This is a genomic window from Lysinibacillus sp. NPDC093197 (genome assembly GCF_044754025.1).
In the GTDB taxonomy this organism is placed as follows: Bacteria; Bacillota; Bacilli; order Bacillales_A; family Planococcaceae; genus Lysinibacillus.
Map to the genome: position 1 here is coordinate 242,567 of NZ_JBIVOH010000005.1, position 15,828 is coordinate 258,394.

A 15,828-nucleotide genomic window follows, 5' to 3' on the forward strand; every position below is an offset into this window, starting at 1 on the left:
TATATAAATAAAACAAATAAGTAAACGCTCATGAAATATTTTAAAATAATAAAATAGAGTGAAGTTTAACTTCATAAATCAACCTTTTTCAATAATTAATAAAAAAATTTGCTAATAAATAAATTTTATTTGAATGCTTTTATTCAAGTGCGTTTTGTTTTAAAACGCTTTGTTTTATTAATTCCTTATTACATTAAAAAAATTTTATTTTTACCATAAACTTATAATTATTTTTTTATTTTCCACACAAAAATCAAATTTTAATTTAGCAACCTTTTACATAAAAATAGTTAGTTTCTACGCTTCATATAAGGCTTCCATGTACAATTTTGATATTCCTTCCTACATATTGCTAATAGAGCGGGATTAGGTCCCTGCTTCGAGGGATTACCTCTCTGGCTTCGCGGAATTACTCCCTCGCTCCGCGGAATTACTACCTCGCTCCGCGGAATTACTACCTCGCTCCGCGGAATTCTCTCCTTGCTCCGCGGAATTCTCTCCTTGCTCCGCGGAATCACCTCCTCGTTCCGCGGAATTACACCCTTGCTCCGCGGAATTACACCCTCACTCCGCGGAATTACACCCTCACTCCGCGGAATTCTCTCCTTGCTCCGCGGAATCAACTCCTCGCTCCGCGGAATTACCCCCACACTCCGCTAGCAGATTCACCCCCCTCGCTCCACGCCAACAGCAAATGGCACCTATCAAAGTGAAGTTCACTTTGATAGGTGCCATTTATTTACCAACATTATCTTCTTGATTTTGGATTCATCGCATCTTTTAGTCCTTCACCGATAAAATTAATCGATAAAATTACTAATGTAATTGCTGTTGCTGGTGGAATCCATATCCAAATTTTATCTCTTAACACATCTGAGTTTCTAGCCTCTGCAAGCATATTTCCCCAACTTGGCGTATCTGCTGGCACACCGAAGTTTAAGAAGCTTAACGCCGACTCTATTACAATGGTTACCGCCATTAATAATGTAGCTTGTACAATGATTGTAGAAGCGACGTTCGGTAATAAATGTTTAATAATGATTTTCGATGATTTACAGCCGATTGACTGTGCAGCTAAAATGTACTCATTTTCTTTTTCTGCAAGAATTCGACTTCGTACAACGCGGGCAACACTACCCCAGCTTAAAACGGAAATGACAATGATTAACGTCCATAGCCCCGAAACTTTACCAACTAAAATCGTATTTAATACGATAACAAAAACTAATAAAGGGAACATTAATACAAAGTCAGTGAAACGCATTAAAATTTGATCAATCTTGCCACCAAAATAACCTGAAATAGACCCTATAGTTGTCCCAATTAAAACAATGAAAAACATACAACCTATACCAACCGTTAAAGACGATTTACCAGCATAAAGCATTCGTGTAAATACATCACGGCCATTTGTATCGGTTCCAAGCCAATTCTCACTTGAAGGTGGTTGGCTAATTTTCATAAAGTCTACACGCACAATATCTTTTGTCGTAATATATGGCGCTAAAAACGATAGAATAATAACGATTAGTAAAAAAATAAGGCTTATCATAGCTAATTTATTTTTAACGAACTTTCTTCTCGCTATCACCCATGGAGAGGGGCTTTTATTCAGTGTTTTTGATGCAGACGCTTCTTGTTTTGTAATAATCTCCACATATTTCCCCTCCCTAATCTAGTCTAATTCGCGGATCTACTATACCATACAATAAATCGGCTACTAAATTCCCAAAAAGTGTTAAGAACGAAAGTAACATAGTTATCGACATCATGACCGCATAATCTCTTCTACCAACGGAATCTAAGAACAGTGCGCCTATTCCGGGATAAGTAAAGATGGTTTCTGTTATTACTGCACCACTAATTAATGTAGCGATGTCAAAACCAAGAAAAGTAATAATCGGAATAATCGAATTTCTTAAAATATGCTTGTTGTAAATTTTTGATTCCTTTGTTCCTTTTGCTCTCGCTGTACGGACGAAATCTTTTCTGCTGTTTTCAATAATATCGTTTCGTAAAAATTGCGTATAGGAAGCCGTTCCCATTAATCCTAATACAAGTGAAGGCAATAACACATGATGAACCCTACTTAGGTAATAAGCAAACGTTCCTTCTTGAAGCCCTACGCCAACTGAGCCGTTGAATGGGAACCACCCTAGTTGGAAAGAGAACACATAAATGGCTACAATACCAGCGACAAATGATGGAATCGCTAAAGCCAAATAATTGTACGAAGCTATTAAATTATCGCCTAATGTATATGGTTTTCGCCCAGCATACATACCCATGAAAAAAGCAAAAATATACGTCAAAATTAAAGATGTTACTGCTAAAAATAATGTATTCGGAATTCGTTGTGCAATTACTTCTACTGCAGGTTTTTTATAAACTGTTGATTTACCAAAATCCCCTTGTACAAAATTAGACATCCATCTTCCATATTGCACGATAATTGGATCATTATAGCCTAACTTCTCTCTCATTTCCTCGATGTATTGTGGGTTTGTATTTGATGGATCAATTTCTCCCGCAAATGGATCTCCTGGCATCATTTTTGCTAAGAAGAACACAACTAACGAAATAAGGAGTAACAATGGAATCATGCCGAGTAATCTTCGAAGTGTGTATTGAAGCATGTGACGTCCCCTTATCAATTATAATTTACTACTACCAGGCTCCTAAAAGAGCCCGATAGTAGTAGGTTTCTCAGCCTTTTTTAGGCATTAAACTTACTCGACAATATGCCATTTATAAACGTCTGTTTGGAAACCAACAGCGTTAATATGAACACCTTGTAGTCGGTTGTTAATACCATATAGATCTAGGTTTTCCCATAAAGGAAGTGCTGGTAATTGTTCGTTGAAGTATTTTTGCCAATCAACATAAACTTTTTTACGGTAGTCTTTATCAAATGCAGCTTCACTTAACGCTTCTTTTAATAATTTGTCGTTTTCCTCATCTACATAACGACCGTAGTTCCATTCTGCATCATTTGCCCATAGGCCAGATGGATCTGGATCAGAGCCCATACTCCAAGAACCGAAGAATGCCTCTAATGCAGCGTCATCATTATCTTTCATCTCGTTGTACAAGTTAAACTCAACTAAGCTACCTGTTGCTAATTCAGTTTTTACGCCAATATCATTCCAAGATTGGATGATTGCTTGTGAACGACCTTCAAATGCCGCTGGTCCTGCATAGTGTCCAAATGAAATTTTAAATGGTTGGCCTTGTGGATCTTCAACAAATCCATCGCCATCTTTATCAACATAGCCTGCTGTTTTTAACAGTTCTTTCGCTTTATCTACATTAAAGTCATATGCATTTAAATCTGAAGCATCTGCAGCAGTCCAGAAAGTAACTGGAATAACTGTATTCGCAACTTCAGCTTTTCCTTCTAAGAAAGCATCGATCATTGCTGGACGGTTAAGAGCATATAATAGTGCCTGACGTAATTCTTTTGAATTGAATTTATCAAAATCTGCTACATTTTTAAGTGTAGCTTTATCACGATGACCAAAACGAAGCCCGATATAAGAATAGCCTACACCAGTCGTTTCTTCGATACGTACATTGCTTAATGCTGAAAGCTCTTTCACAGATTGTGGTCTAATATCCATGATGTCGATTTCTCCGTTTTGGAACGCACCCGCAGCTAATGATGGGTCAATTACTTTTACAATTACACCATCAAGCGTTGGTTTCCCTTTCCAGTAATCATCAAAACGCTCTAATTCAGAATATTCGCCGTCAACAACTTTTTTCACCTTAAACGGTCCATTGCCTACTGGCGTTTCACGCACTTGCTTCGATTCACTTAAATCTTTTACTGCAATGCCTTCATAATGTTTCTTCGGCATTGGGAATTGCCAAATACTTTCTAGATTATTAATTTTTACTTCTTTAAATGTAACTTTAATCGTGTAAGGGTCAACAACTTCAATTCCTGAAATTTTATCTGCTTTACCTGCTTTTTTATCTTCTGCCCCTTTTACACCTTCAACATAATTAAAACGAGGGCCATCATAATCAGGATCTGCTAAAGTTTCTAAAGCGAATACCCAGTCTTCACCTGTTAATTCCTCACCATTATGCCATTTCACACCTTTTTCAAAGTTGAATGTATACGTTAATTTATCTTCACTAATATCCCATTTTGCAAGGTTTGGTATATATTCTAACTCATCATTTACATCATAAATACCATCCATCATGAAGCCTTGGATATAGCTATCTACAATACTTCCTGCAAAGGCAGGGTCAAATACGCCCTCTGGCGCTTGGTCTGTACCGAATGTTACAACGCCACCTGCTTTAGCATCAGTAGTTGTCGTTACTGGTTTTTCTGTATCCTTTCCTGTATCTTTGTCGTCAGTTTTCGATGAATCATTATTACATGCTGCTAGGAACAATGCCATGACGAGCATTAGTAAAAGTGACCATAATGTTTTAGTCTTTTTCATTTTTTTCCCCCCGTTAATTTTTTATTTTGAAAAGCATTTTTTCCTTTTTTTTCTTGCCATATTTAATATAAGTGGCAAGCAACTTTATGATCTGGCTTCACCTCCTTTAATACTGGTTTAGTTAAGGAACATTCCATCATAGCCTTCGGGCACCTTGGATGGAATGGGCATCCTTGCGGAGGATTAGCTGGGCTCGGTACATCGCCTTGTAAAACAATGCGATTGCTTTTTTTTCGAGGATCCGGCACAGGTATTGCTGAAATGAGTGCTTGTGTATATGGATGCAATGGCTCATCATATATGCTTACCTTGTTTGCAATTTCAACAATATTGCCTAAATACATAACGCCAATGCGGTCACTCATATGTTTTACAACACTTAAGTCGTGCGCAATAAATAAAAAGGTTAAATCAAACTCATCTTGCAATTCTTTTAGTAGATTTAAAACTTGTGATTGCACGGAAACATCTAAGGCAGAAACTGGTTCATCGGCAATTATTAGCTTCGGTTTAAGGGCTAGTGCTCTTGCAATACCAATTCGTTGACGTTGACCACCTGAAAATTCATGCGCATATTTATAATATGCGTCCTTAGGTAACCCTACTTTTCTTAATAATTCAATGACTTCTTCTTTTAAAGAATTCAGTGTTTTATTATGAAAATTCATAATAGGCTCAGCTACGATACTCCCTACCATCTGCATTGGATTTAATGATGCATAAGGATCTTGGAATACCATCTGGATATCTTTTCTTATTTCTCTTAATGATTTGCCTTGTATTTTCGTAATATCCTTTCCATCAAACACGATTTGTCCTTCTGTAGAATCTAACAATCTAATAATCGTACGGCCTGTTGTTGATTTTCCGCATCCTGACTCACCAACTAAGCCCAATGTTTCACCATTTTTGATAGAAAATGAAATATTGTCTACAGCCTTCACTTGTCCGACTGTTTTTTTAAGAAATCCACCTTTAATAGGGTAATAGGTTTTTAAGTTGTTCACTTCGAGCAAAGTTTCTTTTTGTTGTTTGATTGTCGTATCAGTCATGTTGTTACCTCACACCTTCTCTAGGATAGAACCTTCATATAGTAAGCACGAAACCTCATGGCCATCGCCGATTTGGACAAGCTGAGGAGTTACCGTACTACACTCGGGTTTCACCGACGGGCATCTATCTGCAAATCGACAGCCGACTGTCGGCATATTTTTTAAAGATGGCACAATGCCTTGAATTGTCGTTAGCTCACTAACTTCGATATCAATGCGTGGAATGGATGCCATTAATAGCTTCGTATAAGGATGCTTTGGATTATAGAATAGATTGTCCACATTCGTGCGCTCTACAATTTTCCCAGCATACATAATGATGACTTCATCACACATTTCTGCCACTACACCTAAATCATGCGTAATCAATATAATGGACATATCATTTTCCGCTTGAATTTTTTTCAGCAATTCAAGTATTTGTGCTTGTACAGTTACATCCAGTGCAGTAGTAGGTTCATCAGCAATTAAAAGCTTTGGATGACAAGCGATGGCAATCGCAATCATGACCCTTTGTCGCATCCCCCCTGATAGTTGATGTGGATATTCGTCGACAATTTTATCTGGTCTTGGTATGCCTACACTCTTTAATAATTCAATTGACTGCTGTCTTGCATCAGTTTTCGAGATTGGTAGATGGTTTAATAAAATTTCTTCAATCTGATTGCCAATTGTAAATACAGGGTTTAAAGATGTCATAGGCTCTTGAAAGATCATACTAATATCTTTTCCTCGTATTTTATTCATCTCATCACTTTTGTAGCCCTCAATACTTTTGCCTTGGAACTTTATTTCTCCGCCAGTAACTTTGCCAATCCCTTGAGGAAGTAGCTGCATGATCGACAGTGACATAACACTTTTTCCACAACCAGATTCCCCTACAATACCTACAATTTGGCCGGGCTTAACGGAAAACGAAACGTTATCCACCGCATGATATATATCTCCGTCTATATCAAAACCAGTTTTAAGGTTTTTCACTTCAAGCATTAAATTCATTGCAATCATCACACCTTTTTGTATTTTTTCTAAATAGAAATATGTAGTAAAAACTTACGATGACAATCTTTTCTGATTCAATATTCAGAAAAAAGGATTCAAAATTGATTAAACTTATTTCAATATCATTTCTACTCAAATATTTATTAGTTTTTATATAATTCTAATTAAAAACAAATTAATTAATTTTTTACAGTAGAAACAAAAAAATCATCTAACTATATACTTATGGAATTATCTGAAAATTATTCATATTGCTATTTTATATAGAAATAACGCATTTAATCAAGAGTTTTTTTCCAACTCTCATAATGTTATATACATAATAAACCATACAACTATTACAAAAAATTATATAATTTTTCTATTCTTTTTAAACATCTATTTGCTTCCCTTCTTATTTTTTCTATTATCCATCAATTATTTATTATTTAAATATACTAATATTCTAAACTGTATTTCATGCTCTTCTCTCTTAATTCATTCTTTTATTTGGTAAACTTGAAGATTATAGGAACAATTCGATATTTCTGTTTATTTTAAATATTCAATAATTATTTTTATATAATTTTTCGGTTTAAAGTATTAACAACAAAAAGCACTTTTTGCTACAGTAAAAAACTATTTTTTTATAAATTTTTCTAAACGTACATCTTTATAAAAAAAAAACGATCACTGGCTAATTTACCCGTGATCGTTTTTTATTCGTTTTTCTGATTTATTAAACTTATAATGTTCCAGCTTTAAGTTTTGCATGCCAGTCTTTTAAAAATGGAATATCTTCTTCTTTAATCGCACCTGATTCGTTTGCTGCTTCAATTAGAAAATCAAAGTTAGTTAAAGATACATATTGAATGCCCGCTTCTTCAAACGCTTGCTCAGCGCGTGGCAAATTATAAGTGTAGACACAAACAACACCTAGTACTTCACACCCCGCTGCACGCAAAGCTTCTACTGCTGTAACGGAAGAACCACCTGTTGACACAATATCTTCTACTACAACAACTTTTTGGCCTGCTGTGTATTTTCCTTCAATTTGATTTCCACGACCATGCTCTTTTGCTTTTGAACGCACGTACACCATTGGTAAGTCTAAAATATCGCTTACCCATGCAGCATGTGGAATACCTGCTGTAGCAGTACCAGCTACAATTTCTGTACCTTCGAAATTTTCCTTAATAATTTTCGCTAAGCCGTTTGCCAATTGCTTACGGATCACTGGATCTGAAATAGTTAAGCGTGTATCACAGTATATCGGTGATTGAATGCCCGATGCCCATGTGAAAAGATCTGTTGGATTTAATTCGACTGCGCCAACCTTTAGCATAGCGTGTGCGATTTCGTTTTGTAATGTCATTTTGTTGCCTCCCATAATTCACTTACGATTTTATATGCTGCTACTGGATCTTGGGCACCTGTTACGGCACGCCCTACTACGATTAATGAAGATCCATCACGTTTTGCACCATCTGGCGTAGCGATGCGTTTTTGGTCGTGTGCATCACCACCAGCTAAACGGATACCTGGTGTGACACGTAAGAAGTTCTCACCGCACACTTCGGCGATTGCCTGTGCTTCATGAACTGAGCAGACAACACCATTTAAGCCCGCTTGTTTTGTTAAGCTAGCATAATGTAGTACAGATTCTTGTAATGTTAACGCAATTTTTTGCTCTGCTTGCATTTGCGCTTCCGTAGTAGATGTTAGTTGTGTCACAGCAATCAATGCTGCACGTTCTCGACCTGCTGGTGTACCCGCTTCTAGTCCTTCGAGTGCAGCTTCCATCATTGGACGCCCACCTGCAGCATGTACATTGACTAAATCTACTCCTAATTTTGCTAAGCCCTTCATCGCAGAGCCAACAGTATTTGGAATATCATGTAGCTTTAAATCTAGGAAAATATCGTGCCCTAAATCCTTCACTTTACGTACAATATCAGGACCTTCCTGCATATAAAGCTCCATACCAATTTTTACGAAAAGAGGCTCTTGAAAATGTGCTAAAAACTTGAAAACTTCCGCTTCACCTGGGAAATCAAGTGCTAGTATTGGTTTTGTATTCATTAACGATGGCTCCTTCCGATTATGTCCGTAATATGCTCTACGCCTAATGCGTCAAGCTTTGCTGGTAACTCCTCAATGATGTTTGGACAAACGAAATGGTCAACAAAATTGGCTGTCCCAACTGCGACTGCTGATGCACCTGCTGACATAAAGTCAATGACATCTTGCGCTTCGCTCACTCCGCCCATTCCAATAATCGGAATATTGACGGCTTTATATACCTCATATACCATACGAATGGCAACTGGTTTTACTGCAGGGCCAGATAAGCCCCCTGTACCATTTGCAATTACTGGTTTACCTGTACGTTCATGCAAACGCATGCCAATTAATGTGTTAATCATCGTAATTCCATCCGCTCCACCAGCTTCAACTGCTTGAGCGATTTCTACGATATTCGTTACATTTGGTGATAATTTCACGTAAACAGGGACTTCAGAAACAGCTTTTACTGCTGCAACGAGCTCTCGTGCTGTTGCTGGGTCAGTACCGAATTGAATGCCCCCACATTTGACGTTCGGGCAAGAAATATTCAGTTCTAGCGCTTTTACATTTGGCGCTGCAGAGATGCGACGTGCAACTTCCACGTAATCTGCAGTTTCAGTACCAGCTACATTGGCGATAATTGGCACATCATAGCGTTCTAAAAACTTTAATTCTTCATTCATTACTTTTTCAATACCAGGATTTTGTAAGCCAATGGCATTTAGCATCCCTGCTGCTGTTTCCGCTACACGTGGTGTTGGATTGCCGGGTCTTGTTTCCACTGTTGTTGCTTTAATCATAATAGCGCCAAGCTTCGATAAATCGTACAGCTGAGCATATTCACGACCAAAGCCAAAGCAGCCTGAAGCTGGCATAATTGGATTTTTTAAATTTAAGCCAGGTATTTGGATATTTAAACGACTCATAATGCCACCGTACCTTTCGGGAATACTGGACCGTCAGAGCATACTTTGACATAGTCTTTTTCAATTTGATCGGTTGTCTTGCACACACATGCAAAGCACGCTCCAATGCCACAGCCCATGCGCTCTTCAAACGATAAATAGCCTTCTTTTTCCGGGTAGAAGCCTTCTAACGCTTTGAGCATCGGTAGAGGGCCACAAGAATAGAACACATCAAACTCCGGCGCACGCGTTTCTAACACGTTTGTTACAAAGCCCTTCGTTCCTTTCGATCCATCTACAGTTACGTAATGTGTTTCACCAAGTGCATTAAATTCTTCCTCATAGAAGCAAACATCTTCTGTTTGGAAGCCTAATACATGGATTGTTTTCACACCACGAGCATTAAGCTGTTTTGATAGTTCATGTAAAGGTGGTACACCGATGCCGCCACCAACTAACAATGCCGTCCCGCCCGTCTTTACAGCATCGACTGGGAAGCCATTACCAATTGGGCCAAGGACATTGACTAACTGTCCTTCACGATTTGTCGCTAACACTTGCGTTCCTCGACCTTCCGCACGATAGATCATTGTAAATTCACTATTGTCTTTATCTATGTTTGCAATACTAATAGGTCGACGTAAAAGCGGCTCCAATGAATCTGACACCTTTACATGGACAAACTGGCCAGGAGTCATATCCTGAACCAGTTCACCATGAAGTGTCAATTCGAAAATGTTTGTCGCAATTTGCTTTTGAGAGACGACCGTCATTTTCTCTTGACGAATCATATTAATGTACTACCTCCGCTTTCGGCATTTGCTCTGCTGTAAATGTCATTGATTCAATTACACGAAGCATTGCTTCTGCTGTATCTAATGACGTTAAGCAAGGTACACCATTTTCTACAGACTCACGACGAATTCGGAATCCATCACGAGCTGGTTGCTTGCCTTTTGTTAATGTGTTGACTACTAACTGAGCTTCACCATTTTGAATTAAGTCTAGTAACGTTTGTCCTTTTGCACCGATTTTACCTACTACATCTGTACGAACGCCAGCTGCTTCAAATGCTTGTGCTGTACCTTCTGTCGCTACAATGCGGTAGCCAACTGTTGAAAAACGTTTTGCAAGTGCAATTGCTTCTTCTTTATCCTTGTCAGATACAGTGAATAATACTGTGCCTTCTGTACGAATTTCCATGCCAGCTGCAACTAAGCCTTTGTAAAGGGCTTTTTCTAATGTTGCATCTTTACCCATTACTTCCCCTGTTGATTTCATTTCAGGTCCTAATGTGATGTCCACACGGCGTAATTTTGCGAATGAGAATACTGGCACTTTAACAAACACACCTTTTTGCTCTGCCGCTAAGCCAGTTGGATAGCCTTGCTCTACGATTGATTTACCAAGAATCGCTTTCGTTGCAATGTTAGCCATTGGAATGTTCGTAATTTTACTTAAGAACGGTACTGTACGAGATGAGCGAGGGTTTACCTCAATCACATACACTTCACCTTGTGAAATTACATATTGGATGTTCATTAAGCCGATGATGCCAAGTCCTTTTGCTAGACGAGTCGTGTAATCGACTAAAGTATCTTTTTGCGCTTGTGTTAATTTTTGTGGTGGGTATACAGAAATCGAGTCACCAGAGTGTACCCCTGCACGTTCGATATGTTCCATAATACCTGGGATTAATACATTTTCACCGTCACAAATCGCATCTACCTCAATTTCTTGACCCGTTAAGTAACGGTCAACTAAAACTGGGTGGTCAGGTGAAGCCTCAACAGCATTCTCCATATAATGTTGTAATTCTTCTTCGTTATAAACAATTTCCATTGCACGTCCACCAAGTACATATGAAGGGCGTACTAGCACTGGGAAGCCTAAGCGTTTACCAATCACAAGCGCTTCTTCTGTTGATACTGCTGTTTCACCTGGAGGCTGTGGAATGTCTAATGCATGTAACGCTTGTTCAAATTTATCACGATTTTCAGCACGATCGATGTCTTCTAGCGATGTACCTAAAATTTTCACACCATTTGCAGCTATTTTATCAGCTAAGTTAATAGCTGTTTGACCGCCAAATTGTACAACTACGCCAATTGGTTGTTCTAAATCGATAATGTGCATTACGTCTTCAATCGTTAATGGCTCGAAGTATAACTTATCTGAAATCGAGAAGTCTGTTGATACTGTTTCTGGGTTTGAGTTAATAATAATTGCTTCATAGCCTGCTTCTTGGATAGCCCAAACTGAGTGCACTGTAGCGTAATCGAACTCTACCCCTTGACCGATACGGATTGGACCTGAGCCTAATACGATAACAGATGGTTTTTCAGACTTGATTGATTCATTTTCTTCCTCATATGTGCCGTAGAAATAAGGTGTTTCTGATTCGAACTCTGCCGCACATGTGTCCACCATTTTATAGACAGGGATAATACCGTTTTCTTTACGGTATGCATAGATTGCTTCTGGCGTTGTATCCCAAAGCTCAGCAATTTTTTTATCTGCAAAGCCTAGACGTTTTGCAGTACGCAATACTTCTTTATCGTTTTTATGGTCAGCAAGTGTTTGCTCCATATCTACAATGTTTTTGAATTTATTTAAGAAGAATAAGTCGATTGCAGACCATTCATGAATTTGTTCGATTGTTACACCACGACGCAATGCTTCTCCGATGAAGAATAAGCGTTCATCGCCTGCTTTACGGATGCGTTTTTCAATCCAAGAATCAGAGTTATCTTCAGCATGTTTCAGCTCAAGATGAACTTGACCTGTTTCAAGAGAACGGACAGCTTTTAGCATCGCTTCCTCGAACGTACGACCAAGCGCCATAACTTCCCCAGTAGCCTTCATTTGTGTGCCTAGGTTACGTTTTGCAGATTCGAATTTATCGAATGGCCAGCGTGGAATTTTTGCTACGATATAGTCTAGTGCTGGCTCGAAGCAAGCATACGTTGAACCTGTCACTGGATTTTTAATTTCATCTAACGTTAAGCCTACTGCAATTTTTGCTGCCAATTTCGCGATTGGGTAACCCGTTGCTTTTGATGCTAATGCAGATGAACGAGATACACGTGGGTTTACTTCGATTACATAGTAGTTGAAGCTATATGGATCAAGGGCTAACTGTACGTTACAGCCACCTTCAATTTTTAGTGCGCGAATAATATCTAATGAGATATTACGTAACATTTGGTTTTCACGGTCAGAAAGTGTTTGTGTTGGTGCTACTACGATTGAGTCACCTGTATGAATACCTACTGGATCGACATTTTCCATGTTACAAACAACGATCGCATTGTCAGCTGCATCACGCATTACTTCATATTCAATCTCTTTCAAGCCAGCGATTGATTTTTCAAGTAAACATTGTGTAACTGGCGAATATTTTAAACCTGATGTGACGATTTCTTCTAGGTCTTGGTCGTTATAACAAATACCGCCGCCTGTACCACCAAGTGTGAATGCAGGACGTACGATTACTGGGTAACCGATTTTTGCGACAAAGTTTTTCGCTTCATCTAAGTTATGAATAATGTCTGATTCCGGTACTGGTGCACCTAGTTCGTACATTAAGTTACGGAATAAATCACGGTCTTCTGCTTTATGGATAGCATCTAGTTTTGTACCAAGAATTTCGATATTTAGTTCATTTAAAATACCTGAGTTGTCTAACTCGATTGCCATATTTAAACCTGTTTGACCACCTAGTGTTGGTAGGATTGCATCTGGACGTTCTTTACGTAAAATGCGTGATACAAATTCAAGTGTGATTGGCTCAATGTAAACTTTGTCTGCAATTTCAGTATCTGTCATAATTGTTGCAGGGTTTGAGTTTATTAAAATAACGCGGTAGCCTTCTTCTTTTAATGAAAGACAAGCTTGTGTTCCTGCATAGTCAAATTCTGCTGCTTGTCCGATGACGATTGGGCCAGACCCGATTACTAAAATAGTTTCTATATCTGTACGTTTAGGCATGTTGTTTCCCCTTCCCTGCTTCTACTTCCATCATTTCAATGAATTCATCAAATAAGTGGTTTGAATCTTCTGGTCCTGGTGATGCTTCTGGGTGATATTGTACTGTGAAAATCGGATATTTCTTATGACGTACACCTTCACAAGTACCATCATTTAATGCGACATGTGTTAATTCTAAATCTGTATCTTTTAATGACTCAATATCGATTGCATAGCCATGGTTTTGAGATGTTATGTCTGTACGACCTGTGCGTAAATCTTTTACCGGGTGGTTACCTCCGCGGTGACCGAATGGTAATTTAAATGACTTCGCGCCACTCGCTAATGAGAAGATTTGATGGCCTAAGCAAATACCGAACATTGGCACTTTTCCGATTAAATTGCGTACCGTTTCGATACCTTCTGCAACGTCTTCAGGATTCCCTGGACCGTTTGACAGCATAATACCATCTGGATGCCATGCTAAAATTTCTGCTGCTGGTGTGTTGTAAGGTACGACTAGTACATCACAATCACGTTTATTTAATTCACGAAGAATACCATGCTTCATACCGTAGTCAATTAATACTACTCGTTTACCACGACCTGGTGATGGATAAGCAGCCTTTGGCGTTACTTCGCGAACATGATGAGTAATCGCTGGTGTCGCTTGTAGTTTTGCGACGATTTCTTCTACATTCACTTCTTCGTCAGCCGCAGTTAAAATCGCTTTAACAGATCCTTTGCTACGAATAATGCGTGTTAATTTACGTGTATCAATCCCTTCAATCCCTGGGATATCCTTTGATGTTAAATATTCATCAACTGTTAAATCACATCTGAAGTTTGACGGCGTTTTTGCTAGTTCGCGGACTACAAATCCACGAATTGCTGGTGTGATTGATTCAAAATCATCACGGTTAATACCGTAGTTACCGATAAGTGGGTATGTTAACGTTACGATTTGTCCGTAGAATGAAGGGTCTGAAATCGTTTCTTGATATCCTGTCATCCCTGTTGTGAATACGACCTCACCTTGTGAAGCTCGCTCGCTACCGAACGCTGTGCCTGTAAATACTGTGCCATCTTCTAAAATAAGTAAACGTTTTTTCATTACTCTGCCTCCTGGTATACGATATTGCCTTCAAAAATTGTTATTACTGGCCAACCTTTTGCGACCCAACCATTGAAAGGTGTATTGCGACCTTTTGATACAAAACCTTCTGCATCAATAGTTTGTTCTTTCTTTACATCAATTAAAACCATGTCCGCTGATGCACCAACTTGTAACGTTCCATATGGTAAGTCGAAAATTTGTGCTGCTTTCACAGTCATCCAATCTATCAATTGCTTTAAAGTCCATTTCCCTGTCTCAACAAATTGTGTATACAACAGTGGGAATGCTGTTTCAAAGCCGACGATGCCGAACGGTGCGCCAACCATACCACAACATTTTTCTTCTATTGTATGTGGTGCATGATCTGTTGCGATGCAGTCGATTGTGCCATCAAGTAGTGCTGCGTGTAGAGAATCTTTATCGTCTGCACCGCGTAATGGTGGGTTCATTTTCCAGTTAGCATCATCGGATGGAATATCCATCTCTTCAAGTAATAAGTGGTGTGGACAAACTTCAGCAGTGACACGAATACCTGCAGCTTTTGCGTCACGTACTGCACGCACAGATTCTTTTGTTGATACGTGGCACACATGGTAGCGTGCGCCCGCAGCTTCTGCAAGAAGAACATCGCGCGCAATTTGAACAGATTCACAAATGGATGGAATACCCGGTAGTCCTAGTTCTTTATTGCGCTTGCCTTCATGCATGACACCATCATAAATTAATGAATTATCTTCACAGTGTGCTACAACAACCACGTTATGCTTTGCCGCATCCTGCATTTGTTCATACATCGTCGATGCTAATTGGATTCCTACACCATCGTCTGAAAATGCTACTGCACCATGTGCTTTTAATTCCGCGATATCCGTACGAACTTCACCTGAAATGTCTTGTGTTAATGAGCCATATGGCAAAACGCGAATCACTGCGCTTTCTTGAATAAGACCGTTAATTAGTTGCATGTTTTCTACAGTGTCAGGCACTGGTTTCGTATTTGGCATTGCACAAATCGTTGTAAAACCACCTTTTGCTGCAGATGCAGAGCCTGTGGCAATTGTTTCTTTATGTTCAAAGCCTGGCTCACGCAAATGTGTATGCACATCTACAAAGCCTGGAGCAACAACTAAACCGTTTCCTTCGATAATTTCCGCACCAGCTACATTGACATCTTGTCCAATGGCAGTAATTTTGCCATCTACCATGGCGATATTCACTGTATGCAGTTCACCTTGTTCATTTAACATTTGCACATTTTGAAGTACTTTTGTCAT

General features: G+C 38.9%; 12 protein-coding genes. All 12 read right to left on the reverse strand.

Annotation, left to right across the window (positions count from 1 at the left end; all coding sequences use genetic code 11):
• Window positions 1–748: 748 nt before the first annotated feature.
• The 12 genes from opp4C to ACIP9G_RS15245 all read right to left on the reverse strand — a co-directional run bounded on the left by opp4C (window position 749) and on the right by ACIP9G_RS15245 (window position 15,828).
• The gene (gene opp4C / locus ACIP9G_RS15190; protein WP_401020457.1) at window positions 749–1,657 is read right to left on the reverse strand and encodes an oligopeptide ABC transporter permease; all 909 of its coding nucleotides are present in this window, start codon (window positions 1,655–1,657) and stop codon (window positions 749–751) included.
• Window positions 1,658–1,670: 13 nt separating this feature from the next.
• Window positions 1,671–2,636 carry an oligopeptide ABC transporter permease gene (opp4B, locus tag ACIP9G_RS15195; RefSeq protein ID WP_401009531.1) on the reverse strand — a complete coding sequence of 322 codons (966 nt, stop codon included), beginning with the start codon at window positions 2,634–2,636 and terminating at the stop codon, window positions 1,671–1,673.
• Between the two features lie 93 nt (window positions 2,637–2,729).
• Window positions 2,730–4,463, reverse strand: a complete 1,734-nt coding sequence (gene opp4A / locus ACIP9G_RS15200) for an oligopeptide ABC transporter substrate-binding protein (protein WP_340825948.1) — start codon at window positions 4,461–4,463, stop codon at window positions 2,730–2,732.
• Window positions 4,464–4,525: 62 nt separating this feature from the next.
• Window positions 4,526–5,515, reverse strand: coding sequence for an ABC transporter ATP-binding protein (locus ACIP9G_RS15205; protein ID WP_401020461.1), 990 nt, complete (start codon window positions 5,513–5,515; stop codon window positions 4,526–4,528).
• 9 nt (window positions 5,516–5,524) lie between these two features.
• On the reverse strand, window positions 5,525–6,523 hold the full coding sequence (locus ACIP9G_RS15210; RefSeq protein ID WP_340825952.1) for an ABC transporter ATP-binding protein: 999 nt from the start codon (window positions 6,521–6,523) through the stop codon (window positions 5,525–5,527).
• A 718-nt stretch (window positions 6,524–7,241) separates the two neighbouring features.
• Complete coding sequence (pyrE, locus tag ACIP9G_RS15215; protein ID WP_401020464.1) at window positions 7,242–7,871, reverse strand: orotate phosphoribosyltransferase; 630 nt, start codon at window positions 7,869–7,871, stop codon at window positions 7,242–7,244.
• Window positions 7,868–8,578, reverse strand: coding sequence for an orotidine-5'-phosphate decarboxylase (pyrF, locus tag ACIP9G_RS15220; protein ID WP_340825954.1), 711 nt, complete (start codon window positions 8,576–8,578; stop codon window positions 7,868–7,870). The genes pyrE and pyrF overlap by 4 nt, the downstream gene beginning before the upstream one ends.
• Window positions 8,578–9,489: a dihydroorotate dehydrogenase gene (locus tag ACIP9G_RS15225; protein WP_340825956.1), complete on the reverse strand. Its 912-nt coding sequence runs from the start codon at window positions 9,487–9,489 to the stop codon at window positions 8,578–8,580. The genes pyrF and ACIP9G_RS15225 overlap by 1 nt, the downstream gene beginning before the upstream one ends.
• On the reverse strand, window positions 9,486–10,259 hold the full coding sequence (locus ACIP9G_RS15230) for a dihydroorotate dehydrogenase electron transfer subunit (RefSeq protein WP_340825958.1): 774 nt from the start codon (window positions 10,257–10,259) through the stop codon (window positions 9,486–9,488). Before ACIP9G_RS15230 ends, ACIP9G_RS15225 begins: the two co-directional genes overlap by 4 nt.
• Before the next feature lies 1 nt (window position 10,260).
• Window positions 10,261–13,458 (reverse strand): carbamoyl-phosphate synthase large subunit, encoded by a 3,198-nt coding sequence (gene carB, locus ACIP9G_RS15235; RefSeq protein ID WP_401020467.1) that lies wholly within the window; start codon window positions 13,456–13,458, stop codon window positions 10,261–10,263.
• The gene (gene carA / locus ACIP9G_RS15240; protein ID WP_340825961.1) at window positions 13,451–14,551 is read right to left on the reverse strand and encodes a glutamine-hydrolyzing carbamoyl-phosphate synthase small subunit; all 1,101 of its coding nucleotides are present in this window, start codon (window positions 14,549–14,551) and stop codon (window positions 13,451–13,453) included. Before carA ends, carB begins: the two co-directional genes overlap by 8 nt.
• On the reverse strand, window positions 14,551–15,828 hold the full coding sequence (locus ACIP9G_RS15245; protein ID WP_401020471.1) for a dihydroorotase: 1,278 nt from the start codon (window positions 15,826–15,828) through the stop codon (window positions 14,551–14,553). Before ACIP9G_RS15245 ends, carA begins: the two co-directional genes overlap by 1 nt.

Excerpts from the sequence above, each read along its gene's own strand:
- pyrF (WP_340825954.1), bottom strand. The coding sequence starts at position 8,578 with ATGAATACAAAACCAATACTAGCACTTGATTTCCCAGGTGAAGCGGAA.
- pyrE (WP_401020464.1), bottom strand. The coding sequence starts at position 7,871 with ATGACATTACAAAACGAAATCGCACACGCTATGCTAAAGGTTGGCGCA.
- carB (WP_401020467.1), bottom strand. The coding sequence starts at position 13,458 with ATGCCTAAACGTACAGATATAGAAACTATTTTAGTAATCGGGTCTGGC.
- ACIP9G_RS15225 (WP_340825956.1), bottom strand. The coding sequence starts at position 9,489 with ATGAGTCGTTTAAATATCCAAATACCTGGCTTAAATTTAAAAAATCCA.
- ACIP9G_RS15230 (WP_340825958.1), bottom strand. The coding sequence starts at position 10,259 with ATGATTCGTCAAGAGAAAATGACGGTCGTCTCTCAAAAGCAAATTGCG.
- ACIP9G_RS15245 (WP_401020471.1), bottom strand. The coding sequence starts at position 15,828 with ATGACAAAAGTACTTCAAAATGTGCAAATGTTAAATGAACAAGGTGAA.
- ACIP9G_RS15210 (WP_340825952.1), bottom strand. The coding sequence starts at position 6,523 with ATGATTGCAATGAATTTAATGCTTGAAGTGAAAAACCTTAAAACTGGT.
- carA (WP_340825961.1), bottom strand. The coding sequence starts at position 14,551 with ATGAAAAAACGTTTACTTATTTTAGAAGATGGCACAGTATTTACAGGC.
- ACIP9G_RS15205 (WP_401020461.1), bottom strand. The coding sequence starts at position 5,515 with ATGACTGATACGACAATCAAACAACAAAAAGAAACTTTGCTCGAAGTG.
- opp4A (WP_340825948.1), bottom strand. The coding sequence starts at position 4,463 with ATGAAAAAGACTAAAACATTATGGTCACTTTTACTAATGCTCGTCATG.
- opp4B (WP_401009531.1), bottom strand. The coding sequence starts at position 2,636 with ATGCTTCAATACACACTTCGAAGATTACTCGGCATGATTCCATTGTTA.